Genomic DNA, 24,902 nt, shown 5'->3' with positions numbered 1-24,902 from the left:
CAAAAGTTAATTAATATTATTGTCCGCTTAGCACCCTTGCCGGATCGATATTGCTTGCGCGTCGTGCCGGGTACCAGCTTGCCAGAAGGCTAAGGACCAGCGCCGTTACCAGGACGTAAACCACGTCCAGCCAGTGCAGCTCAGAAGGTAAGAAATCAATGAAATAAATATCACCGGACAGGAAATTGTGCCCGATGAGTTTTTCAATCACGCCGATGATGTTGGTCAGCTGCCACGAGGCAAGCACGCCGACCACCACGCCGCTGACGCTGCCCAGCAGCCCGGCCAGCAGCCCGTACCAGACAAAAATAGCGCGGATCAGGCCGTCTTTGGCCCCCAGCGTACGCAGCACCGCGATGTCGCTGCTCTTGTCTTTCACCGCCATGACCAGCGTGGAAACGATGTTAAAGCAGGCAACGCCGATGACTAACACCATCGCCAGGTACATGATGGCGCGGATCATCTGGATGTCACGGTACATATAGCCGTAGGTGCCGATCCAGCTTGAAATATAGACGTAGGAATTGGTGGCTTCGCCCGCGTCACGCACCAGCTTTTGCGCATTAAAGACGTCGTCTACCTTGATGGAGATCCCGGTGACGCTGTTGCCCATATCCAGGTAACCCTGCGCATCCTGCATCGGCACCATCGCCAGGCTGTGGTCAAGCTGGCCACTGAGCGCCAGAATACCCGCCACCTGAAGGCGCACGCGCTTGGGCTGCATCAGCTTGGTGCCGCCGTCATTGTTGGGGATCATGATAGACACCCAGTCGCCCTGCTTCACCTTGAGCGCGTCCGCGACGCCTTTGCCCATGATGATTTGCTGCTGTCCGGCCTTGAAGTTTGCCCAGGCATTGTTCTGGACGTATTGCGGCAAGGCGCTCAGGCGAGTTTCCTGAGCCGGGTCAACGCCCTTTACTTCTACTGCACGCAGGTTCGCCCCGCTCTCCACCAGCCCGGTAAAGCTGATATACGGCGCGGCGGCCAGGATACCTTTTACTTTTTCAACTTTAGGCAGCACGTCCTGCCAGTTGGTAAACGGCTGGTTGACCGGCTTGATATCGCCGTGAGGCACCACGGCAAGAATGCGGTTTTTCAGCTCGCGCTCGAAGCCGTTCATCGCGCTCAGGCCGACAATCAGCACCGCCACGCCCAGCGCGATGCCGAGCGTGGAGATAACCGAAATCAGCGAAACCATGCCGCTGCGGCGACGCCCGCGGCTAAAACGCAGGCCAATCAATAAAGAAAGCGGGGAAGCCATTACTGCGCTCCCATCAAGGTCAGCTCGTGGGTCAGGCGGCCATCGCGCATTTCCAGCTGGCGGGACATACGCTTAGCCAGCTGCAGGTCATGGGTGACGACGAGGAAAGCTGTGCCCTGGCGCACGTTCAGCTCGCCCAACAGCTCGAAAATACTGTCGGCGTTGCGCGCATCCAGGTTACCGGTTGGCTCGTCCGCCAGCACCAGGCGCGGGTTATTCACCAGCGCACGGGCAATCGCCACGCGCTGACGTTCACCGCCGGACAGTTCAGAAGGTCGGTGGCTGCTGCGGTGATCCAGCCCAACGGCGGCCAGCATCTCCAGCGCGCGCTGCTGAACTTCTTCCGGCTTTTTCTTGCCGATAAGCAGCGGCATCGCGACGTTTTCCAGCGCGGTGAAATCCGGCAGCAGATGGTGGAACTGATAAATAAAGCCCAGCTCGCGGTTACGCAATTCCGCCTTCGCCGCCGACGAGAGTTTGCTCATCGCCTGGCCGTTGAATACCACGTCGCCGGAGGTGGGCGTGTCCAGCCCGCCCAGCAGATGCAGCAAGGTACTTTTGCCGGAGCCGGAGCTGCCGACGATCGCCATCAGTTCGCCCGCGTTGATGCTGAAGCTGACATCGTGCAGCACATCCGTTTGCACCTTGCCTTCCTGATAGCGTTTGCACAGGTTGTCACACTGCAACAGGACAGAATTACTCATAACGTAAAGCCTCAGCGGGTTGGGTCGCGGCGGCGCGCCACGAAGGGTAAAGCGTGGACAGCAGAGCAATGGCCATCGCCACAATGGCAATTACCACAACCTGTAACGGCTCGATAGCCACCGGCAGGGCCGCGCCATCGAGCAGAATGCCGATTACCGGCATTAAATTATTCAGCTGGCTGGCAAGCAGCGCCCCGAGCAAGGCCCCGAGCAAGGCGCCAATCACGCCCGCGCCCGCGCCCTGAACCATAAACACCGCCATTATCTGGCGGCGGGTCAGCCCCTGGGTTTGCAGAATCGCCACTTCGCCCTGTTTTTCCATCACCAGCAGGCCAAGCGAGGTAATGATGTTAAACGCGGCGACGGCGACGATCAGGCTCAGCAGCAGGCCCATCATGTTTTTCTCCATGCGCACGGCCTGGAACAGCTCGCCTTTACGCTCGCGCCAGTCTTTCCATTCGGTGCCCTGCGGCAGCGTTTGCTGGCTCAGCACGTCGACTTTGAGCGGCTCGGCAAGCCACAGGCGCCAGCCGGTGATATTCCCCGCCGGGTAGCGCATCAGGCGCGAAGCATCCTGCTGGTTAACCAGCATCTGGTAGCCGTCGACTTCACTGCTTGCCGCAAAGGTGCCAATCACGGTGAACAGACGCTGGCTCGGCAAACGCCCCATCGGCGTGAACTGGCTGGCGGATGGCACCATGATACGGATAGTTTCACCGCGCTTAACGCCCAGTGAACCGGCAAGCTGCTCGCCGAGAATGACGTTGTACTTGCCGGCCACCAGGTCGGCCTGCTTGACGTTGACCAGGAACGGAGAAAGCGGGTCTTTTTCGTCCGGCTCCACGCCCAGCATCACGCCCACGCCCACGCTGCGGGCGCTTTGCAGCACCACGTCCCCGGTGGTCAGCGGCGCAATACGCGTCACGCCCTGAAGCTTCAGGGAATCGGCGGGAAGTTGTTGAGGATTGATGGAGCCGGACGGCGAGGTGATCAACGCCTGCGGCATCAGCCCCAGGATGTTGTTTTGCAGCTCGCGCTCGAAGCCATTCATTACCGAAAGGACCGTGACCAGCGCCATAACCCCGAGGGTGATGCCAATCGTCGACAGCCAGGAGACGAAGCGGCCGAAGCGGTCCGCTGCTCGCCCACGCATGTAGCGCAGGCCTATAAATAACGCGACAGGTTGATACATGAAGTCCGTCTTGTTGCGGGTTGCCTAAGCAAAGATCCTGGAAGTATACGACACCTCCCCGGCCAAATGAATTCCATCGCCTAAATTATTCCCGTTACTTCTCAAGTGCCTGCAACTTTTCCTAAATTTACCAAATCAGCGCCAAAAACAGACAATTGAGGTCGTGATCGCCTCGATTTAACACCAGGATAACAGGCCAATCTTTACTGGAGCCCGTAACGACGTGGATATGGCATGAAGAAAAAGCAACTCTGGATCAACCAAATCAAAGGATTATGCATTTGCCTGGTGGTTATCTACCATTCGGTGATTACGTTCTACCCTCACCTCACCGCCCTCGGGCCAGGCCTGAATCAGTACGTCGCCAAACTGTGGGTTTACCTCAATCTCTACCTCGCCCCCTTCCGTATGCCGGTGTTTTTCTTTATTTCCGGTTACCTGATAACCCGCTATATCCATGAGGTCAGGTGGCGAGACAGCGTGGATAAACGGCTGTGGAGCATTTTCTACGTGCTGCTGCTGTGGGGCCTGATTCAGTGGGTCGCGCTCACACACCTCAACCAGTGGCTGGCGCCGGATCTCGAGCGCAACCCGGCGTCGAACGCCGCCTACGCCGACTCGCTCGGGCAGTTCGCTCTCAGTATGGCGAAGGCCAGCACCAGCCTGTGGTATCTCTATGCCCTGCTGGTCTACTTCGTGATATTTAAAGCGCTGCGCCGCTACCGCATTCCCGTCCTGATGGTGCTGATGGGGATCAACGTGGTCATCGCCTTTGCGCCGTTGCCCTGGTGGGGGCTGAACAGCGTGGTGCGCAATATGGTGTATTACGGTCTGGGCGCGTGGTTTGGCCCTTTGCTGATGGCCTGGATGAAGGACTTCCGCTTTTCGCAACACCCGTTTAGCTGCGCCGCCGTAGCCGTGGGATCGCTGGCACTTTATTTTGTGAACGTGCCGCTGGTGATTTCTCTGGTGTCGATCGTGGCTATCCTGCGCGTGTTCTACCTGCTGAACGCTTGGCGCGAAGCACGAGAAGACAGCTTCCTTAACGTTGTCGGCTCCAACACCATCGCCATCTATACTACGCACCGCATTTTGATTGAGGCGTTGAGCCTCGTCATGCTGGCTAAAATCAATGCCGGTGATTTTTCCGACTCGCTGGTGCTGGCGATTCTGCTGGTCTATCCGTTTGTCAGCCTCGGCATTTGTACGCTGGTTGGCCTCGGCTTCCGCAAACTTTCCGTGGCGCTGTTCGGCGACCTGTTTTTCTCGCCTCCCGCCCAAATCGCCGCCCGTTCCTGAGTATCATGGCAGCCTGCTTCGGCGGGTTGCTTTTTCATGGATTAAGCCTGGGCATCGCGAGTAACGGCTATCGGTATTGCCGATGTGTCCTGCTGCGCAGCGGGTTGCGGCACTTTGCGATATTTATCCAACAGGTGAATTTGAATTTTGCGAAGCCGATCGCCGTTCAAGCGATAGAAGCGGAAATAGAGCACCAGGGTGATGGCAAAGAACACTGTCGGCAGCGCAATCATGATGAACTGCATCCCGAGAATGGTTTCGGCAGACTGGGCGACGTTAGGTACATAGCCAATCACGCCAAGCACTACCGCGATAAAGAAGGCCGAAAACGCCGAACCCCCCTTTACCACCATCGTCTGCACCGCATAGGCAATACTTTCACAGCGCACGTTAAACTTGTACTCGCCGTAATCAACGGTATCAGCCACCATAATCACCTGTAGCACCCAGAACAGCGCGGTACCGACGTTAAGGAATACGCCTGCAAGGCAGATAACCAGAACATTGGCAGAGCCAGCCAGCGCCATCAGCAGCAGCACGCCACCGCTGACTATCGGCAGAACCGAAGCCCCAGCCCACAGGATTCGGCGGGACAGCGTTTTCGCCAGCCGCGGGAACAGTACCAGAGTGATCAGGTTTGCCGCCCCGGCATACGAGAGATAGTACGGGAACAGATCCGCGTTGCCGACAACATAGGTGAAATAGTAAATGGCAAAGCCGGTAATGACATTGGACGCAACGTTGTAGGCCAGCGCCATCCCCAGCAGGCACGAAAGCTGGTCATTTTTGTAGATCAGGGCGAGAATCGATTTCAGCGACAGCCGGCTACTGTCCGCCGTGGCCTCGCTGTCTGACGAGTACACCTCATGGACATTACGCAGCGTGACAATTGTTGAGCTGATGAAGAAGGCGATCAGTACCAGCGTGAACATCTGAAAACCAAATCCACGGTCCGCACCGCCCACAGCGTTCACGAACGGCAGCGTCACCCCGGCGGTCACGAATCCGGCCAGGCTCGCAAAAAAGCGAGGAAACGGCACCAGCTGTTCGCGTTCGTGTTTATCGAGGGTGATGGTTGGCACCAACGACCAAAATGGAATGTCCATCAGGGTATAGGTCGTGCCCCACAGAATGTAGGTGACACAGACAAACACCACCTGCGTCGTGCCTTCAAAAAGATGGGCGCTGAACAATAAAAAAAGCACCAGCGAGTTCGTCAGCGTACCGAGAAGGATCCACGGCTTAAATTTACCCCACCGCGAACGCGTGGCGTTAACAATCCAGCCCATCACCGGGTCATTAAACGCGTTCCAGACTTTTGCCACCAAAAACAGCGTTCCCACCACGCCCATAGATAAACCCACGACATCGGTGTAATAGTACATCAGGTACATGTAGACGATACCAATGGCGAAATCCTTACCAAACGCACCGAATCCGTAACTGAGCTTTGTTGTCAGAGAGATGCTCATAGGGTACCGGGTCGCTGTTACCAGCGCCCGCCTTCTGTTATTAGAGAGGTAAACGCCGGAACTGATGCCCGGCGTCGTTTTTTATTCGCGGTGCAGCCAGGCTGGCAGCCAGTCGCCGTGAGCGGCAATCAGGTCATCCACCAGCGCATAAATCTCCTCAATACCCAGAACGGCAGCGGTATGCGGATCCAGCATTGCCGCATGGTAAACACGGTCACGGTTTTCGGTCAGAATGGCCTCGGTCAACAGCATCTGCACGTTGATGTTGGTTTGCATCATGGCAGCCAGATGCGATGGAATAGCCCCGACTTTGGTGGGTTGAATACCGTTGGCATCCACCAGGCAGGCCACCTCAACGCAGCTCCCCTGCGGCAAATTATCAATCAGCCCGTCGTTACGGACGTTGCCGTAAATCACGCTGGGTTCGCCTGTCCAGATGGCATTCATAATGGTGCTGGCGTACTCGCGCGATGGCTGAATATCAATACGCTCCGCTGTTTTGTACTCTTCCAGCTCTTTATGCCAGTTGGCAAGCTGTTCAACGCAGCGTTTCGGGTACTCATCCAGCGGCACTTTATAGCGTTCAATCAGATCTTCACGCCCCGGCTTGATAAACCACGGGGTATATTCTGCAAAGTGCTCTGACGATTCAGTGACAAAATAGCCCAGCTTTTTAAACATCTCATAGCGCACAATATTCTGGCAGCGCGTATTACCATGAATATTCGGTTTCGGTGCCTGGCCTGCTTCATAGGCCGCGAGCAACGCCGGATAGAGGCTGACGTAATGCCCCTCAGCAGTTTTGCGCTCCAGCTCCAGATAGAACGCCATATGGTTAATCCCGGCGCTGCGGTAGCGCAGCGTGGCAGGGTCAATGTTCAGGTCGCGCGCCAGCTCTTCCGCCGTGCCCTGCACCGAATGGCAGAGTCCCACTTGCTTAATATGCGGGTAGCGGGCATACATTGCCCAGGTGTTCATCGCCATCGGGTTAACGTAGTTAAGCATCGTCGCGTTCGGGCACACTTCGGTCATATCGTCGCAAATCTGCCACAGGTGCGGGATGGTGCGCAGGGCGCGCATAATGCCACCAGGGCCAAGAGTATCGGCGATCGTTTGCTCCAGCCCATGGCGCTTACAAACCTCAAAATCGGTGACGGTGCAAGGTTCGTAGCCGCCAATCTGAAAAGCGACCACCACAAAGTCCGCCCCTTGCAACGCGGCTTTGCGATCGGTGTGACAGGTGATATGGCCGGAAGCCGCGGCGGAATCCATCAGTTTACGCACCACGATGTGTGACTCTTCCAGCCGCGTCTCGTCAATATCCATCAGCGCAATGTGCGCCGATTTGAGCGCCTCACGATGAAAAACATCGCCCAGGATATTTTTGACGAAAATAGTCGAACCTGCGCCGATAAAGGTAATTTTTGGTGGTGTCATCATGACTCTCCAGAACAGTAGTTAACGTTTTCATCGTGGCACGCATACCCGGCAAAAACCTCCATCTTCCCTAATGAGCATTCCCGGAAACTCAGATCTGATGTCGTTCACAACACGATCTGAGCTTTTGGGAGTAAATAGGCTGAAAAGCAGAGTATCCGGCCTGTTAACCAGGCTACTATCTGGTGAAGAGGCGGAGGCTGAATCCGTACTGATGGCATGATTCTGATAATTCAGGAAATGGAGTGACGATGATCGATGAGCCAATTACCTTTCTGCCGCCTGACCCGCATATGTGCAATGGCGATGAGAAACAGACTCGCAGTCCGCTGTCACTCTATTCTGAATATCAGCGTATGGATATTGAGCTGCGTCGACCGCACGCCATGGCCGCCAGCCACTGGCACGGCCAGGTGGAGGTTAACGTGCCGTTTGATGGCGACGTGGAATATCTGATCAACAACGAAGTGGTGCAGATCAAACAGGGCCATATCACGATGTTTTGGGCCTGTACGCCGCATCAGTTAACGCGCCCGGGCAACTGCCGACAAATGGCGATTTTGAGCCTGCCGATGCACCTGTTTCTCTCCTGGCCACTGGATCGCGAACTCATTAACCACGTGACTCACGGCATGGTGGTGAAATCACTCGAGACTCAGCAGCTCAGCAGCTTCGAAGTCCTGCGCTGGCAGCAGGAGGCCAACAGCCCGAACGAGCAGATACGCCAACTGGTAATTGATGAAATTGGCCTGATGCTTAAACGCTTTAGCCTTTCGGGATGGCGGCCAATCTTGCTCAACAAAACCTCGCGTACGCACAAGAACAGCGTCTCGCGCCACGCACAATTCTACGTCAGCCAGATGCTGGGCTTCATTGCCGATAATTACGATAAGGCGCTGACCATTAACGACGTCGCGGATCACGTTAAACTCAACGCCAACTATGCGATGGGAATTTTCCAGCGCGTCATGCAGCTCACGTTAAAACAATACATTACGGTGATGCGCGTTAATCACGTACGCGCTCTGCTCAGCGACACCGACAAAACAATTCTCGACGTGGCGATGACGGCAGGCTTCCGGTCCAGCAGCCGATTCTACAGCACGTTCAGCCGCTACGTCGGGATGTCACCCCAGCAGTACCGCAAGCTCAGCCAGCAGAAACGACAAATGCTCTGAACCGCATCTATCGTCATTTTCAGCGGTTGCACTCCCGCCACCATCACGGATAATAAGTAGAGCAAATTTATATTATTACCGTGAGAACACGGTTTTCTGGAGAACGCGCGCTGACTATGCCTGAACATGTCCGTTACGACCTACCGAGTAAACCAGGTGAACAACGCCTGCTGGGCGAGCTGACCGGTTCGGCCTGCGCCACCGAAGTGGCTGAAATCGTTGAACGCCATAGCGGCCCGGTGGTACTGATTGCCCCGGACATGCAGAACGCGCTGCGCCTGCACGATGAAATCACCCAGTTCACCGACAACCTGGTTGTTAATCTCGCCGACTGGGAAACGCTGCCTTACGACAGCTTTTCGCCGCATCAGGAAATCATCTCGTCGCGCCTGTCCACGCTTTACCAGTTGCCGACTATGCAGCGCGGCGTGCTGATCATGCCGGTGAATACGCTGATGCAGCGCGTTTGCCCGCATAGCTACCTGCACGGCCACGCGCTGGTGATGAAAAAGGGCCAGCGCCTGTCGCGGGATAACCTGCGTGCGCAGCTGGAACAGGCGGGCTACCGCAGCGTCGATCAGGTGATGGAGCACGGCGAGTTTGCCACCCGTGGCGCCTTGCTTGACCTTTATCCGATGGGCAGCAGCCAGCCGTACCGCATCGATTTCTTTGACGATGAAATCGACAGCCTGCGCGTCTTCGACGTGGACTCCCAGCGCACGCTGGAAGAGGTTGACGCCATCAACCTGCTGCCGGCCCATGAATTCCCGACCGACAAAAACGCGATTGAGCTGTTCCGCAGCCAGTGGCGCGACAGGTTCGACGTGAAGCGTGATGCCGAGCATATCTATCAGCAGGTCAGTAAAGGCACGCTGCCTGCCGGGATCGAATACTGGCAGCCGCTGTTCTTCAGCGAACCGTTGCCGACGCTGTTTAGCTATTTCCCGGCCAACACGCTGCTGGTGAATACCGGCGATCTTGAGGCCAGCGCGGAGCGCTTCTGGCTGGATGCTCACGCCCGCTTCGAAAACCGCGGCGTGGACCCGATGCGTCCTCTTCTGCCGCCGGAAGATCTGTGGCTGAAAACCGACTCGCTGTTTAGCCAGCTTAAAGCCTGGCCTCGCGTGCAGCTCAAAACGGATTCGCTGGCGAAGAAAGCCGCCAACGTGAACCTGGGTTACCAGGCGCTGCCGGACCTGGCCATTCAGGCGCAGCAAAAAGCCCCGCTGGACAGCCTGCGTAAGTTCCTCGAGTCCTTCACCGGGCCGGTGATTTTCTCGGTCGAAAGCGAAGGCCGCCGCGAAGCTTTGGGCGAACTGCTCGGGCGCATTAAAGTCGCGCCAAAACGCATTTACCGCCTGGAAGAAGCCGAAAGCAACGGCCGCTATCTGACGATCGGCGCCAGCGAGCACGGCTTTATCGATACTCTGCGCAACCGGGCACTGATTTGCGAAAGCGACCTGCTGGGCGAACGCGTCAGCCGTCGTCGCCAGGACAGCCGCCGCACGATTAACCCGGACACGCTGATTCGCAACCTCGCGGAACTGCATGCTGGCCAGCCGGTGGTTCACCTTGAGCACGGCGTGGGCCGCTATGCCGGGCTGACCACCCTGGAAGCCGGGGGCATTACCGCCGAATACCTGATGCTGACCTACGCGGGCGACGCCAAACTCTACGTCCCGGTTTCGTCCCTGCATCTTATCAGCCGTTACGCCGGCGGGGCCGACGACAACGCGCCGCTGCATAAGCTCGGCAGCGATGCCTGGTCCCGTGCCCGTCAGAAGGCGGCGGAGAAAGTGCGCGATGTCGCCGCCGAACTGCTTGATATCTATGCGATGCGTGCCGCCAAAGAGGGCTTTGCCTTTAAGCACGACCGCGAGCAGTACCAGCTGTTCTGCGACAGCTTCCCGTTTGAAACCACGCCGGATCAGGCCCAGGCTATCAACGCCGTGCTGAGCGACATGTGTCGCCCGCTGGCAATGGACAGGCTGGTGTGTGGCGACGTCGGCTTCGGCAAAACAGAAGTGGCGATGCGCGCCGCGTTCCTGGCGGTGGAGAACAACAAGCAGGTGGCGGTCCTGGTACCGACGACGCTGCTGGCTCAGCAGCACTACGACAACTTCCGCGACCGCTTCGCCAACTGGCCGGTGCGCATTGAAATGCTCTCCCGCTTCCGCAGCGCCAAAGAGCAGACGCAAATTCTGGAACAGGCAAGCGAAGGGAAAATCGACATTCTGATCGGCACCCACAAGCTGCTGCAGGCCGACGTGAAATGGCGCGACCTGGGGCTGCTTATCGTCGATGAAGAGCACCGCTTCGGCGTGCGCCACAAAGAGCGCATTAAAGCCATGCGTGCCGACGTGGATATCCTGACGCTGACCGCAACGCCAATTCCGCGCACCCTGAATATGGCGATGAGCGGCATGCGCGACCTGTCGATTATTGCCACGCCACCGGCTCGCCGCCTGGCGGTGAAAACCTTCGTGCGCGAATACGACAGCCTGGTGGTGCGCGAGGCTATCCTGCGTGAAGTGCTGCGCGGCGGCCAGGTTTACTACCTCTTCAACGACGTCGAAAATATCCAGAAAGCCGCCGACAAGCTGGCCGAGTTGGTGCCAGAGGCTCGCATTGCCATCGGCCACGGCCAGATGCGCGAGCGCGAGCTGGAGCGGGTGATGAACGACTTCCACCACCAGCGTTTTAACGTGCTGGTGTGTACCACCATCATCGAAACCGGGATCGACATTCCGACCGCCAACACCATCATCATCGAGCGGGCCGACCACTTTGGCCTCGCCCAGCTGCACCAGCTCCGTGGCCGCGTCGGGCGCTCGCACCACCAGGCCTATGCCTGGCTGCTGACGCCGCATCCAAAATCTATGACCACCGACGCGCAAAAACGCCTGGAGGCCATTGCCTCGCTGGAGGATTTAGGCGCCGGGTTCGCGTTAGCCACCCACGACCTGGAAATTCGTGGCGCGGGCGAGCTGCTGGGCGAAGATCAGAGCGGGCAAATGGAAACCATCGGCTTCTCGCTGTACATGGAGCTGCTGGAAAACGCCGTTGACGCGCTGAAAGAAGGCCGCGAGCCGTCGCTGGAAGATCTCACCAACAGCCAGACGGAAGTCGAGCTGCGTATGCCTGCCCTGCTGCCGGATGATTTCATTCCTGACGTGAATACCCGCCTGTCGTTCTACAAGCGTATTGCCAGCGCGAAGGGTGAGCACGAACTGGACGAGCTGAAAGTGGAGCTTATCGACCGCTTCGGGATTTTGCCTGATCCGGCCCGCAATCTGCTGGATATCGCCGCGCTGCGCCAGCAGGCCCAGAAGCTTGGCGTGCGTAAGATTGAGGGCAATGAAAAAGGCGGCACCATAGAGTTCGCGGAGAAAAACCACGTCGATCCGGTGTGGCTGATTGGCCTGCTGCAGAAGCAGCCGCAGCATTACCGCCTTGACGGGCCTACCCGACTGAAGTTCTTCCAGGAGCTTGAGGACAGAAAAACGCGCATGGAATGGGTGCGCAACTTTATGAACAGCCTGGCGGAAAACGCCGCGGCCTGATACCTCTGCGCCTTACCGCACGGTAAGGCGCAACTTTCTGTGACATTTACACATTCTTTGCAATCCCCAGGACTTCCCGACACGCGAGTCGCCGATAATTGGCGTTTGTCTGCCTAAGAAATTAGCCATTATAATCGCAGGGTTTAAGCTATGTTTGCATCGCGTACTTTGTCTTTCCGCCGCTGGTTTGCCGCCGCAGCCTTGCTGGGCGCAGCAGCAATGGCGCTGCCCGCCAGCGCTAACGATTACCCGCTTCCCGCCGCCAACAGCCGCCTGATAGGCAAAAACCTGTTCCATCAGGTTGCCAACGACGGCGGATCGCTGGAGGCTATTGCGAAAAAATATAACGTCGGCTTCCTGGCTTTATTGCAGGCCAACCCCGGCGTCGATCCTTACGTGCCGCGCGCCGGGAGCGTACTGACTATTCCGCGCCAGATGTTGCTGCCGGACGTGCCGCGCGAGGGTATCGTCATTAACCTTGCCGAACTGCGCCTGTACTACTTCCCGGCAGGGAAAAATAGCGTCACCGTTTACCCGATTGGCATTGGCCAGCTGGGCGGCGATACCCTGACGCCGACGATGGTGACAAAAATTTCCGACAAGCGAGCGAATCCGACCTGGACGCCGACGGCCAATATTCGTGCGCGCTACCTGGCGCAGGGCGTAAAACTGCCGGCGGTTGTCCCTGCCGGGCCGGATAACCCGATGGGTCACCACGCCATTCGCCTGGCGGCGTTCGGCGGCGTTTACCTGCTGCACGGCACAAACGCCGACTTCGGCATCGGCATGCGCGTCAGCTCCGGCTGTATCCGCCTGCGCGACGGCGATATCAAAGCGCTGTTTAATACGGTGCCGGTTGGTACTTCGGTGCGTATTATCAACACGCCAATCAAAGCCTCCGTTGAGCCAGACGGCTCACGCCTGGTTGAAGTCCACCAGCCGCTGTCCAAAGCGATTGATGACGATCCGAAAGTCTTGCCGATTGTGCTGAACGAGCAGATGACTAAGTTCCGCAACGCACCGCAGACCGATGCGCAGGTGATGGAACAGGCCATGGAGCACCGCTCCGGGATGCCGGTCAACGTCAATGCTCATACGGCTGACCAGCCAGCAAACGAAATCTGAGTTTAAACTTCAGGCGTAAAAAAAGGCCCTGTCGAAAGACAGGGCCTTTTACTTGCAGTGGCATATAACGAATAAGGTCAAACGTATTGAGGGTTAACGTCTGGCTTATTTATAGATGACGGCAGTACCGTGCAGGGTGTTCGGACCGTTAACGGAGGTAATACGGAACGATTTAGCGCCCATTGCATCGGCCTTCGCGGCCAACTGTTCTTCCAGGGAAGAGAGATTGCTGCCCGCATCGGCGCTGATGTTGCCGATTTTTTGCTGGCCGGCAGGCGTAGCGGAAACTTCAACAGCCGCAAAGCTGGCGAATGAGAGTGAGCTAATAACGGCGGCAGCGAACAGAGTAGTTAAGGTTTTCATGATTTATGTCCTAAGCAGGTGATTGTTAGGTCGTTAAACTTAATTAGTTAACGATCGATAACTAAATGATAAACGTGATCCATATCACACGTCAATACGTTTTTATAACGACCGTTAAGTAATTAAAAAAAGCGCTATTTTTCATCGTGATAAGAAATAATTATTTTTCATAACAAGGCGCTGGCTACCGCCGCCGATTATTTTTATAATGAGTGTTCACTAATTAGACAGAGGTTAAACGGCAGGTATGGCAACCGAGACATTAAGTTGCAGTAAAAAAAGCCGTGGCCGTCCAAAGGTGTTTGACAGGGAAGCAGCACTCGACAAGGCCATGACACTCTTCTGGCAGCATGGCTATGAAGCAACATCCATGGCGCATCTGGTAGAAGCCACCGGGGCAAAAGCGCCCACGCTCTACGCGGAGTTCAGCAACAAAGAAGGTCTTTTCCGCGCGGTGCTGGATCGCTACATCGCGCGTTTTGCGGCGAAGCATGAAGCCTGCCTGTTCTGTGAAGATCAGACCATGGAGGCCGCGCTGGAGAATTATCTCTCTGCGGTCGCGCAGTGCTTTACCGACAAAAGAACCCCATCGGGCTGCTTTATCATCTGCACCTCATCGGTACTGGCGGCTTCGTCGGAAGACATTGCCGAAACGATAAAAGCCCGGCATGCGGTGCAGGAGCAGACGCTGGTGCGGTTCCTGGAGCTACGCCAGCAAAAAGGCGAAATTCCGGCCGAGCGCAACATTCGCTGCCTGGCCAAATACCTGTGCTGCATTATTCAGGGGATGTCGGTCAGCGCTCGTGAGAACGCCAGCTATGAAGAGTTAATGCAGATTGTGAAAACGACGGTGATGCTGATGCCGCAGTTGAAGAAGATCTGATTATGGGGCGGCCTGTGGCCGCCCTTTTTGTTAGCGCTGACGCCCTTTCGCCCAATAGGCCATAAAATTGATGGCTTCGTGCTCGACGCCGCGTTCGCCGATCAAATGGCGGCGCAGCAGCTTAACCACCGTCGATTCCGCCGCCACCCAGCCGTAAAACTCGTTGCTGCCGGTAGTGGCCTTGTCCCATAACAGCTCGTCTTCCGCCTCTTCCTGGACGGCTTCATGATGGCTGCTTTCCGGCACCCTCGCCTGCATTTTCACCGCCTGAATCAGGCATTCACCGTGCGTCGCGGAGACGGTTTTGCGCGGCAGCCAGTTGATTTCGGCGAAGCCATAAGCGCTTAAGTCCACGCAGTCGCCCTCTTCCGGGACTTCAAAAAAGGCCTGAACCTTCGGGGGATGCTCCTGGTGCGCGAGCATTTCCAGAATGCCGCGCGCGGCAGGCAGCGCGGTTTCATCGGCAACAATCAGCGCATTGCGCAACCCGGCAGGCGGCGTCCACTCATAGCCACCGCTGTCTTCCGGATGAGCCGCGTTAGGCGCCACGATCTGAATAACATCGCCAGGTACTGAATTGATCGCCCATGCGGAAGCCGGGCCTTCGGTGCCATGGCTGACAAACTCCACCGTCACTTCCTGGCGGGCAGGATCGACATGCCGCAGCGTATAGGTGCGAATAATCGGGCGCTTCTCTTTCGGCATCCCCAGGGAAATTTGATACCACTGCCCCTCAGCGGGGAGCGACGGCGGCGTACCATCTTCGGACGGGAACAGCATTTTAATGCGCTGATCCGGCGAGTCACATTTCATCTGCGCCACCTCCGGCCCGCTAAACACCAGGCTCAGCAGCGAAGGCGACACGGCAGTTTTCCGCGCCAGTTGAACGTTAAACAGACGGTAGCCCTGAACTCCAGCCATAGTTTTTCCTTACGCTTAAATTGCAGAATGACGTGAACGGTGGCGGCTGCGCCAGATAACGCCGGACACCACGGTAAATAACACGGCGGCTAAAAAGGCCACCGTAATCAGCGCTGCCTCGGCCCCGGTTTTTGACACCAGCGGCACCAGCATCGCGCAAAGCCCGTAGCCGAGCGTGTGGCTGGTAGCCACCCAGCCCGCCCCGGCTCCGTCGGCGAGTTTGTCGTTCAGCAAAAGCTGGTACGCAGGCGTCGCCAGCGCGGCCCCGAACGACAGCACCGCACAGCCGAGGTAAAACAGCCACAGCTGGAGAGAAATCATCATTGCCAGGCCACAAACCATCAGCGCTCCGGCGCTTAACAGCAGCGCCATTGGCGACAGGCGCTGCGGGCGGAGAACGCCAAACTGCGCGGAGAGCGAGGCCACCGCCGCCAGGCTAAGCAGCCATGCAACCTGGTGACTGATGGCCGCCGTATCCGTTGCAAACTGGCGGGCGAGCGCCGGAGAAAGCCCCAGCTGCATCAGGCTTACCGCCGCGGACAGCAGTAAAGCGCAAAGCAAGTATGGCAGGCAGTCAGGGCGAAGGCTGGCGCTTTTGCGCTCTGCGGCAGGCTGCGGCGGCGTGCCCGGTAAGCGCAACAGCATCACCAGCGCAAGCAGAGGCGCAACCATCAACAACCCCAGCGGTGCGAGCGGATGAACGACCAGCATGCCGGCGGCGCAAAGCGGCCCGAACAGGCGGCCACTGCTTAGCCCGGAGCTAATCGTCGCCAGCGCGGCCATGCGTTTTCCTTCCCCCGCTCGCTGCAGCGCCCAGACCTGGCAGGCCGGGACCATCGCCGACACGGTCAGGCCGTAGATAATCCGCGCCACAATTAATATGCCCAGCCCGACGATGCCCGTTACGGTATTCGTTGCCAGCAGCAGGCTGCCGAGCCCCAGCAGCATAAAGCTTGCGCCGTACCCCGCCAGCGCCCACAGCACCACAGGCTTGCTGCCCAGCCGCGCAATCTGTTTTCCCCACCACGGCGAGGACGGTAAGAACAGCATCGATCCGAGCGTGAGCAATGCCGCCCAGACGGACAGGCTCAAATGTGTCTGCATCACCAGCACCGGGATCGCAACCAGCAGGCCATTTTGCCCGACGCCAAGCAGCCCGGCGCTCAGCGCAAGTGGCCAGCAGGAAAGGGATTTTTGCGGCGATTCCGCCAGTTCAAGAGATGTCACAATGTTGCTAACCCGTGGATTGATTGTGCGTATTTGTAAAATTTATTTTAGCGATTCTAACAATTGTTATTGATAATGAGAAACGTTATCGGCAGAATTCGCATTATCATAACGCGTGGAAACTGTTTGATGATGACTTTGCCAAATAAAACTCTGGCCTGGGATGTGGCCGCACAGTGCTTTCTGAATTCCCTTGTTCGCGAAACCAACGACTGGCGACTGACCGACAGCCAGCCCGCCGAACTCATTATCCCGCTGGGTGAACAACAGGCCCTCTACTTCAAAGTGGCCTATTTCTCCCCCACCCAGCATCACCGCTTTGAATTCCCGGCTCGCCTGGTCAATGCCACCGGCAGCCAGCCGGTTGACTTCGCTACCCTGTCCCAGCTGATTATCGATAAACTCCAGCACCAGCAAATGCTGCCGGCCACCGGCTGTGAGGCGTTTTATCAGCGCGTAATGGAAAGCCATGCGCATACCCAACAGGCGATTGAAGCTCGCCATGACTGGAACGGGCTGCGCGAAAAAGCCCTGAACTTTGGTGAAGCCGAGCAGGCATTGCTGGTGGGACACGCCTTCCACCCCGCGCCGAAATCCCACGAACCGTTTAACCAGCAGGAAGCCGAACGCTACTTGCCTGATTTTGCTCCACACTTCCCGCTGCGCTGGTTCGCGGTGGATAAAAGCCATCTGGCGGGTGAAAGCCTGCATCTCAATTTGCAGCAGCGCCTGACGCGCTTTGCCGCTGAAAATGCGCCGCAGCTGCTGAGCGAACTTAGCGACCATCAATGGCTGTTCCCGCTGCACCCGTGGCAGGCAGGTTATCTGCTGGAGCAGGACTGGTGCCAGCAGCTGGTCGCCAAAGGACTGGTGAAAGATTTGGGCGAAGCGGGTGCACCGTGGCTGCCAACCACTTCTTCACGCTCGCTCTACTGCGCCACCAGTCGCGACATGATCAAATTCTCCCTGAGCGTGCGCCTGACCAACTCCGTGCGCACCCTGTCGGTGAAAGAAGTTAAACGCGGAATGCGCCTGGCGCGCCTGGCACAAACTGACCGCTGGCAGACGCTGCAGGCCCGCTTCCCGACCTTCCGCGTAATGCAGGAAGACGGCTGGGCCGGGCTGCGCGATCTGCACGGCAATATCATGGAAGAAAGCCTGTTTGCCCTGCGTGAGAACCTGCTGGTTGAGCAGCCGCAGAGCCAGACTAACGTGCTGGTCTCCCTGACGCAGTCAGCTCCCGACGGCGGTGATTCCCTGCTGGTTGCCGCGGTTAACCGCCTGAGCAACCGCCTGGGAATTACGCCAAAGCAGGCCGCACACGCCTGGGTCGAAGCTTATTGCCAGCAGGTGCTGAAGCCGCTGTTTACCGCCGAAGCGGATTACGGCCTGGTTCTGCTGGCGCACCAGCAAAACATTCTGGTGGAGATGCAGCAGGATCTGCCGGTCGGGCTTATCTACCGCGACTGCCAGGGCAGCGCCTTTATGCCGCATGCAGCGGGCTGGCTCGACATGATTGGCGAAGCGCAGGCTGAGAACGTCTTCACCCGCGAACAGCTTCTGCGCTACTTCCCTTATTACCTGCTGGTGAACTCCACGTTCGCCGTGACCGCCGCCCTCGGCGCTGCGGGTCTGGATAGCGAAGTGAACCTGATGGGCCGTGTACGCAGCGCGCTCAGCGCCGTACGCGATGAGGTTACGCATAAAACCTGCCTCGACTACGTGCTGGCAAGCCCGCACTGGAACGTGAAGGGCAACTTCTTCTGCTATCTGCACGACCATAACGAAAACACCATCGTCGATCCTTCGGTGATTTATTTCGACTTTGTGAACCCGCTGCAGGCTCAGGAGGGCTGAATGTTTCAGGCAACGATTGTGCACGGCGGCCACGGGCTGCGCTGCGAAAAACTGGGTAACCCCCTGAACCTGAGCTGGGGCCAGGACGGTGGGGCAGTATTGCACTGGCCGGGAGAATTGCCTGCGGGCTGGCTGCGCGACGCGCTGGATCAGATGTTTGTTGCCGCGCCTCAGCTTTCAGCCATCGTGCTGCCGTACGCCGAATGGCGTGAAGAGCCGCAGGCGCTGGTGCTGTTCGATTTGCTGAAAAGCGACATTGTTCACCGCGCGACCTTCTGGCAGCTGCCGCTGTGGCTGAGCGCTCCGGCTAATCAGGCTTCCGGTGAGATGGTGTTTGACGCTGAACGCGAAATCTATTTCCCGCTCCGCCCCGCTCGGCCGACGGGCGAGGTTTATCGCCGTTACGATCCGCGCGTTCGCAAAACGCTGAGCTTCCGGGTAGCCGATCCGGCGCTCGACGCCGAACGTTTTACCCGCTGGATGAACGATCCGCGCGTCGACTATTTCTGGGAGCAAAGCGGCTCGCTGGAGGTTCAAACCGCGTACCTGGCGCGCCAGTTGACCGGCAAACACGCTTTCCCGCTGATCGGCTGCTTTGACGACCAGCCGTTCAGCTACTTCGAAATTTACTGGGCGGCAGAAGACCGCATCGGCCGCCATTATCCGTGGCAGCCGTTCGATCGTGGCCTGCATTTGCTGGTGGGCGAGCAGCAGTGGCGCGGCGCGCACTATGTGCAAAGCTGGCTGCGCGGGCTGACCCACTACCTGCTGCTGGACGAGCCGCGCACGCAGCGTACCGTGCTGGAGCCGCGCGCCGACAATCAGCGCCTGTTCAAGCATCTGGAGCCTGCGGGCTACGCGACGATCAAAGAGTTTGATTTCCCGCATAAGCGCTCGCGCCTGGTCATGGCTGATCGCCACAACTTCTTTAGCGAGGTAGGCCTGTAATGAATCGCAAGGATTGGGATTTTGTTAACCGCCAGTTGGTCGCAAAAATGCTGGCCGAGCTGGAGTACGAGCAGGTTTTTCAGGCCGAGTCGCTGGGCGAAAACCGCCACTGCATCAGCTTAGCCGGTGCCGAGTGGCATTTTAACGCCGAGCGCGGTATCTGGGGCTGGCTGTGGATTGATGCGCAGACGCTGCGCTGCGCGGATGAGCCTGTGTTAGCCCAAACGCTGCTAATGCAGCTCAAGCCGGTGCTGTCGATGAGCGACGCCACCGTGGCCGAGCATATGCAGGATCTGTACGCCACGCTGCTGGGCGACCTGCAGTTGCTGAACGCGCGCCGTGGCATGAGCGCAGAAAACCTTATCGATCTGGACGCTGACCGCCTGCAGTGCCTGCTCAGCGGCCACCCAAAATTTGCCTTTAACAAAGGGCGTCGCGGCTGGGGTAAAGAAGCTCTGGAGCGCTATGCGCCCGAGTATGCCAATACCTTCCGCCTGCACTGGCTGGCGGTGAAACGCGAGCATATGGTCTGGCGCTGCGACAGCGAGCTGGATATCCAGCAGCTCATCGCCGCGGCGATGGACGAGCAGGAGCTGGCCCGCTTTACGCAGGCGTGGCAGGCCAGCGGCCTGGATGACGGCTGGCTTCCGCTGCCGGTGCATCCGTGGCAGTGGCAGCAAAAAATCGCTCTCGACTTTGTGGCCGATCTGGCCGAAGGCAAGATGGTTTCCCTGGGCGAATTTGGCGACCAGTGGCTGGCCCAGCAGTCGCTGCGCACGCTCACTAACGCCAGCCGCCAGGGCGGTTTAGACATCAAGCTGCCGCTGACGATTTACAACACTTCCTGCTATCGCGGCATTCCGGGCAAGTACATTGCCGCCGGGCCGCTCGCCTCCCGCTGGCTGCAAAACGTGTTCACCACGGACAGCACGCTGGTGAAAACCGGGGCGGTTATCCTCGGCGAACCGGCTGCAGGCTACGTCTCCCATGAAGGCTACGCCGCGCTTGCTCAGGCCCCCTATCGTTACCAGGAGATGCTGGGCGTTATCTGGCGCGAGAACCCGAGCCGCTGGCTGAAGCCGGACGAAACGCCGATCCTGATGGCGACCCTGATGGAGTGCGACGAAAACAATCAGCCGCTGATTGGGGCGTATATCGCTCGCTCAGGCCTGGACGCGGAAGCCTGGCTGACGCAGATGTTCCGCGTGGTGGTGGTGCCGCTGTACCACCTGCTCTGCCGCTACGGCGTGGCGCTGATTGCCCACGGACAAAATATTACGCTCGCCATGAAAGACGGCGTGCCGCAGCGCGTGCTGCTGAAGGATTTCCAGGGCGATATGCGTCTGGTGAAGGATGAGTTCCCGGAGATGGACTCCCTGCCTCAGGAAGTGCGGGACGTGACCGCCCGCCTGAGCGCCGACTACTTAATTCATGATTTGCAGACCGGCCATTTCGTGACGGTGCTGCGCTTTGTTTCGCCGCTCATGGCTCGCCTTGGCGTGCCGGAGAGACGCTTTTATCAGCTGCTGGCAGCAGTGTTGAGTGATTACATGCAGGAACACCCGCAAATGTCGGCGCGTTTTGCGCTTTTCTCACTCTTTAAGCCACAAATCATCCGCGTTGTGCTGAACCCGGTAAAACTGACCTGGCCTGACCAGGACGGAGGCAGCCGCATGCTGCCGAATTACCTCGAGGATTTGCAAAACCCGCTGTGGCTGGTAACCAGGGATTGAATTATGACAAACACTGTTGATTTTATTGGCGTAGGTATCGGCCCGTTTAACCTGAGCATTGCGGCACTGTCTCATGAAGCTGAGGGATTTAGCAGCCAGTTCTTTGACGGCCGCCCTGACTTTGCGTGGCATCCGGGCATGCTGGTGCCGGACTGCCATATGCAGACCATGTTCCTGAAAGATTTGGTCAGCGCCGTGGCCCCCACCAGCCCGTTCAGCTTTGTGAACTACCTGGTGAAACGTAAAAAATTCTACCGCTTTCTGACCACCGAGCTGCGTACCGTTTCGCGCGATGAGTTTTCGGACTACCTGCGCTGGGCCGCAGAGGGCATGGATAACCTGAAGTTTAACCAGACGGTTGAACGTATTGATTTCGACGAGCAGCGCAAGCTGTTTGTGGTACAGACCGGCCAGGGTGAAACGCTCGCGCGCAATATTTGCCTCGGCATTGGCAAGCAGCCTCACCTGCCGCCGTGCGTAAAAACCGCCACGCCGACCTGCTTCCACGCCAGCGAAATGAGCCTGCGCCTGCCGAATCTGGCCGGTAAACGCGTCACCGTAGTCGGCGGTGGGCAGAGCGGCGCGGATTTGTTCCTTAACGCATTCCGTGGCGCATGGGGCGAAGTCGCCGAAGTTAACTGGGTCTCACGTCGCAATAACTTTAACGCGCTGGATGAAGCCGCGTTCGCCAACGAATACTTCACCCCGGAATACGTCTCTGGCTTTGTGGGCCTGAATGAAGATGCGCGCCAGAAGATGCTCGATGAGCAGAAAATGACGTCCGACGGCATTACCGCCGATTCGTTGCTGACCATCTATCGCGAGCTTTATCACCGCTTTGAAGTGCTCGGCCAGCCACGCAATGCGCGCCTGCTGCCGAGCCGCTCGGTCACCGGCCTTGAAAGCCGCGGCCAGGGCTGGCAGCTGCTGTTGGAACATCACCTCGACAAGGGCTATGACACGCTGGACAGCGACGTGGTTATCTTCGCGACCGGCTACCGCCCAACGCTGCCGCAAATGCTTTCGCCGCTGATGCCGCGCATGACGATGCTCGACGAGTGCAATTTCAAGGTGCGCGATGACTTTACGCTGGAGTGGAACGGCCCGGCCGGAAATAACATCTTCGCGGTCAACGCCAGCATGCAAACCCACGGGATTGCCGAGCCACAGCTGAGCCTGATGGCGTGGCGCTCCGCCAAAATTCTGAATCGCGCGCTTGGGCGTGATTTGTTCGATCTCAGTACGCCGCCCGCGCTGATCCAATGGCGCAGCGGCAGCCGGGAAAAACCGCAGCACAGTGCTGCTTCCTTAACTCACTATTCCTCTAAATCATTCGAAATGCAGCCCGGCGCTAACTGAGCACATCCCCCGAAACGTAGGCCGCTACGGGACGGGGGATTGCCGTTAACACCGGGACAGATTGAAGGGTAACGAGGACACAGCATATTTGGGCCGATGTTTGTCAGCCCGTGTGAAGGAACAATGATGATAACCAAAAAGCAAACGCTTTGGGCGCTTAACCCGTTACTGCTCGCCATGATGGCGCCGGCAGTCGCACAGCAAACCAGTGACGAGACGATGGTGGTTTCCGCCAACCGCAGCAACCGCACCGTCGCCGAAATGGCCCAAACCACCTGGGTGATTGAACAGGCCGAACTGGAGCAGCAGATCCAGGGCGGCAAAGAGTTTAAAGACGCGCTGGCCCAGCTGATCCCCGGCCTTGACGTCAGCAGCCAGAGCCGCACCAACTACGGCATGAACGTCCGTGGTCGCCCGCTGGTAGTACTGGTTGACGGCGTACGCCTCAACTCTTCCCGTACCGACAGCCGCCAGCTGGACTCTATCGATCCGTTCAACATCGATCATATTGAAGTTATTTCCGGCGCAACCGCCCTTTACGGCGGCGGCAGTACCGGCGGACTTATCAACATCGTGACCAAAAAAGGCCAGAAGGATACCCAGGTAGAATTTGAAACCGGGATCAAGAGCGGCTTTAACAGCAGTAAAGATCACGATGAACGCGTCGCCAGCGCCATTTCCGGCGGTAACGACCATATTTCTGGCCGTGCGTCGGTAGCCTACCAGAAGTTTGGCGGCTGGTTTGACGGCAACGGCGATGCCACGCTGCTGGATAATACCCAGACCGGCCTGCAGTATTCCGACCGCCTGGACGTGATGGGCACCGGCACGCTGAACATCGACGAAAACCAGCAGCTGCAGTTAGTCACCCAGTATTACAAAAGCAAGGGTGACGATGATTACGGCCTGAACCTCGGGAAAAACTTCTCCGCCATCAGCGGCTCAAGCAGCCCGTACGTCAGCAAAGGCCTGAATTCTGACCGTGTGCCGGGCACCGAACGTCACCTGATCAGCATGCAGTATTCCAATAGCGATTTCCTCGGCCAGGAGCTGGTGGGCCAGGTTTACTATCGCGACGAGTCGCTGCTGTTCTATCCGTTCCCGACGGTGAATGCGAACAAGAAAGCGACCGCGTTTTCTTCTTCCCAGCAGGATACCAATCAGTACGGCGCGAAGCTGACGATGAACAGCAAGCCGCTCGACGGCTGGCAGCTGACCTACGGCCTGGACGCCGACCACGAGCGCTTTACCTCTAACCAGATGTTCTTCGATCTGGCGCAGGCCAGCGCCTCCGGCGGCCTGAACAATCAGAAGATTTATACCACCGGGCGTTACCCGTCGTATGACATCAGCAACCTGGCCGCCTTCCTGCAGTCCAGCTATGACATCAACGATATCTTTACCCTGAGCGGCGGCGTGCGCTACCAGTACACCGAGAATAAGATTGATGATTTCATCGGCTTCGCGCAGCAGCAGCAACTTGCGGCCGGTACGGCAAAATCTGCCGACGCTATCCCTGGCGGCTCCACCGACTACGATAACTTCCTGTTCAACGCCGGTTTGCTGATGCACATCACCGAGCGCCAGCAGGCCTGGCTGAACTTCTCCCAGGGCGTAGAGCTGCCGGATCCGGGTAAATACTACGGCCGCGGCACCTATGGCGCAGCGGTTAACGGCCATCTGCCGCTGACCAACAGCGTCAACGTAGACGCCAGCAAGCTGCAGGGCGTGAAGGTTGACTCCTACGAGCTGGGCTGGCGCTACACCGGCGACAACCTGCGCACGCAGATTGCAGCCTACTACTCGCTGTCCGATAAGAGCGTGCTGGCGAATAAAGACCTGACCATCAGCGTCGTGGACGACAAGCGTCGTATTTACGGCGTGGAAGGCGCGGTAGACTACTTTATTCCGGATACCAACTGGAGCACCGGCGCGAACTTTAACGTCCTGAAAACGGAATCTAAGGTTAACGGCAGCTGGCAGAAGTATGACGTGAAGGTGGCAAGCCCGTCGAAAGCGACTGCCTACATCGGCTGGGCGCCAGATCCGTGGAGCCTTCGCGTGCAGAGCACCACCTCCTTTAACGTGAGCGACGCGGCAGGCTACAGCGTAGACGGCTATACCACCGTCGACCTGCTCGGCAGCTACGATCTTCCGGTGGGTAAACTCAGCTTCAGCGTAGAAAACGTCTTTGACCGTGACTACACCACCGTCTGGGGCCAGCGTGCACCGCTGTACTACAGCCCGGGCTATGGCCCTGCTTCACTGTATGACTACAAAGGCCGCGGCCGCACCTTCGGCATGAACTACTCCGTTAAGTTCTAAGCTGCTCCCCTTGCCCGGCGCCTGCCGGGCAAGTTCACTCGCTTACCCTTCCTAA

The 24,902-nt window shown here is 57.9% G+C and carries 18 protein-coding genes; 10 read left to right on the top strand and 8 right to left on the bottom strand.

The features are described from left to right. Window positions 1–16 precede the first annotated feature (16 nt). From lolE to lolC, 3 genes are read right to left on the bottom strand one after another with little or no spacing between them, the layout of a single operon-like run. Window positions 17–1,261 (bottom strand): lipoprotein-releasing ABC transporter permease subunit LolE, encoded by a 1,245-nt coding sequence (gene lolE / locus ACE38U_RS12665; RefSeq protein ID WP_375529851.1) that lies wholly within the window; start codon window positions 1,259–1,261, stop codon window positions 17–19. Beyond that, the gene (gene lolD / locus ACE38U_RS12660) at window positions 1,261–1,965 is read right to left on the bottom strand and encodes a lipoprotein-releasing ABC transporter ATP-binding protein LolD (protein ID WP_038473571.1); all 705 of its coding nucleotides are present in this window, start codon (window positions 1,963–1,965) and stop codon (window positions 1,261–1,263) included. The genes lolE and lolD overlap by 1 nt, the downstream gene beginning before the upstream one ends. After that, window positions 1,958–3,157 carry a lipoprotein-releasing ABC transporter permease subunit LolC gene (lolC, locus tag ACE38U_RS12655; RefSeq protein WP_038473572.1) on the bottom strand — a complete coding sequence of 400 codons (1,200 nt, stop codon included), beginning with the start codon at window positions 3,155–3,157 and terminating at the stop codon, window positions 1,958–1,960. The genes lolD and lolC overlap by 8 nt, the downstream gene beginning before the upstream one ends. Window positions 3,158–3,391: 234 nt before the next feature. On the opposite strand from lolC, the gene ACE38U_RS12650 reads away from it, so the two are divergent. Next, window positions 3,392–4,456, top strand: a complete 1,065-nt coding sequence (locus ACE38U_RS12650) for an acyltransferase family protein (RefSeq protein WP_375529850.1) — start codon at window positions 3,392–3,394, stop codon at window positions 4,454–4,456. A gap of 41 nt (window positions 4,457–4,497) precedes the next feature. Here the strand turns inward: ACE38U_RS12650 and melB are convergent, their stop codons facing one another. Then, window positions 4,498–5,928 (bottom strand): melibiose:sodium transporter MelB, encoded by a 1,431-nt coding sequence (melB, locus tag ACE38U_RS12645; RefSeq protein ID WP_176981104.1) that lies wholly within the window; start codon window positions 5,926–5,928, stop codon window positions 4,498–4,500. Between the two features lie 81 nt (window positions 5,929–6,009). Beyond that, entirely contained in the window at window positions 6,010–7,368 is a 1,359-nt protein-coding gene (locus ACE38U_RS12640; RefSeq protein WP_176981105.1) for an alpha-glucosidase/alpha-galactosidase, read from the bottom strand. Between the two features lie 248 nt (window positions 7,369–7,616). On the opposite strand from ACE38U_RS12640, the gene melR reads away from it, so the two are divergent. The 3 genes from melR to ldtC all read left to right on the top strand — a co-directional run bounded on the left by melR (window position 7,617) and on the right by ldtC (window position 13,231). Further along, complete coding sequence (gene melR, locus ACE38U_RS12635; RefSeq protein ID WP_375529864.1) at window positions 7,617–8,543, top strand: transcriptional regulator MelR; 927 nt, start codon at window positions 7,617–7,619, stop codon at window positions 8,541–8,543. A gap of 116 nt (window positions 8,544–8,659) precedes the next feature. Further along, window positions 8,660–12,106 (top strand): transcription-repair coupling factor, encoded by a 3,447-nt coding sequence (gene mfd / locus ACE38U_RS12630; RefSeq protein WP_176981106.1) that lies wholly within the window; start codon window positions 8,660–8,662, stop codon window positions 12,104–12,106. A 150-nt stretch (window positions 12,107–12,256) separates the two neighbouring features. Continuing rightward, window positions 12,257–13,231: a L,D-transpeptidase LdtC gene (ldtC, locus tag ACE38U_RS12625; protein WP_375529849.1), complete on the top strand. Its 975-nt coding sequence runs from the start codon at window positions 12,257–12,259 to the stop codon at window positions 13,229–13,231. A 105-nt stretch (window positions 13,232–13,336) separates the two neighbouring features. Here ldtC and bhsA read toward each other — a convergent pair whose 3' ends face one another. After that, window positions 13,337–13,594: a multiple stress resistance protein BhsA gene (gene bhsA / locus ACE38U_RS12620; RefSeq protein ID WP_038473578.1), complete on the bottom strand. Its 258-nt coding sequence runs from the start codon at window positions 13,592–13,594 to the stop codon at window positions 13,337–13,339. Between the two features lie 247 nt (window positions 13,595–13,841). On the opposite strand from bhsA, the gene ACE38U_RS12615 reads away from it, so the two are divergent. After that, window positions 13,842–14,477, top strand: coding sequence for a TetR/AcrR family transcriptional regulator (locus ACE38U_RS12615; RefSeq protein WP_038473580.1), 636 nt, complete (start codon window positions 13,842–13,844; stop codon window positions 14,475–14,477). A gap of 30 nt (window positions 14,478–14,507) precedes the next feature. On the opposite strand, the gene ACE38U_RS12610 is transcribed toward ACE38U_RS12615, so the two are convergent. Continuing rightward, window positions 14,508–15,398, bottom strand: a complete 891-nt coding sequence (locus ACE38U_RS12610; RefSeq protein WP_375529848.1) for a siderophore-interacting protein — start codon at window positions 15,396–15,398, stop codon at window positions 14,508–14,510. 15 nt (window positions 15,399–15,413) lie between these two features. Next, window positions 15,414–16,625, bottom strand: a complete 1,212-nt coding sequence (locus ACE38U_RS12605; RefSeq protein WP_375529847.1) for an MFS transporter — start codon at window positions 16,623–16,625, stop codon at window positions 15,414–15,416. Between the two features lie 132 nt (window positions 16,626–16,757). On the opposite strand from ACE38U_RS12605, the gene iucA reads away from it, so the two are divergent. The 5 genes from iucA to iutA all read left to right on the top strand — a co-directional run bounded on the left by iucA (window position 16,758) and on the right by iutA (window position 24,847). Next, complete coding sequence (iucA, locus tag ACE38U_RS12600) at window positions 16,758–18,482, top strand: aerobactin synthase IucA (protein WP_375529863.1); 1,725 nt, start codon at window positions 16,758–16,760, stop codon at window positions 18,480–18,482. Continuing rightward, the gene (gene iucB, locus ACE38U_RS12595) at window positions 18,483–19,430 is read left to right on the top strand and encodes a N(6)-hydroxylysine O-acetyltransferase (protein ID WP_375529846.1); all 948 of its coding nucleotides are present in this window, start codon (window positions 18,483–18,485) and stop codon (window positions 19,428–19,430) included. Then, the gene (iucC, locus tag ACE38U_RS12590) at window positions 19,430–21,163 is read left to right on the top strand and encodes an aerobactin synthase IucC (protein WP_176981110.1); all 1,734 of its coding nucleotides are present in this window, start codon (window positions 19,430–19,432) and stop codon (window positions 21,161–21,163) included. The genes iucB and iucC overlap by 1 nt, the downstream gene beginning before the upstream one ends. Before the next feature lie 3 nt (window positions 21,164–21,166). Continuing rightward, entirely contained in the window at window positions 21,167–22,522 is a 1,356-nt protein-coding gene (gene iucD, locus ACE38U_RS12585) for an NADPH-dependent L-lysine N(6)-monooxygenase (RefSeq protein WP_038473590.1), read from the top strand. A 123-nt stretch (window positions 22,523–22,645) separates the two neighbouring features. Continuing rightward, entirely contained in the window at window positions 22,646–24,847 is a 2,202-nt protein-coding gene (gene iutA, locus ACE38U_RS12580; RefSeq protein ID WP_038473593.1) for a ferric aerobactin receptor IutA, read from the top strand. Window positions 24,848–24,902 lie beyond the last annotated feature (55 nt).

Source organism: Cedecea selenatireducens, assembly GCF_042138895.1.
Classification (GTDB): Bacteria; Pseudomonadota; Gammaproteobacteria; order Enterobacterales; family Enterobacteriaceae; genus Cedecea; species Cedecea selenatireducens.
This window is presented reverse-complemented; position numbering and strand designations above follow the sequence as displayed.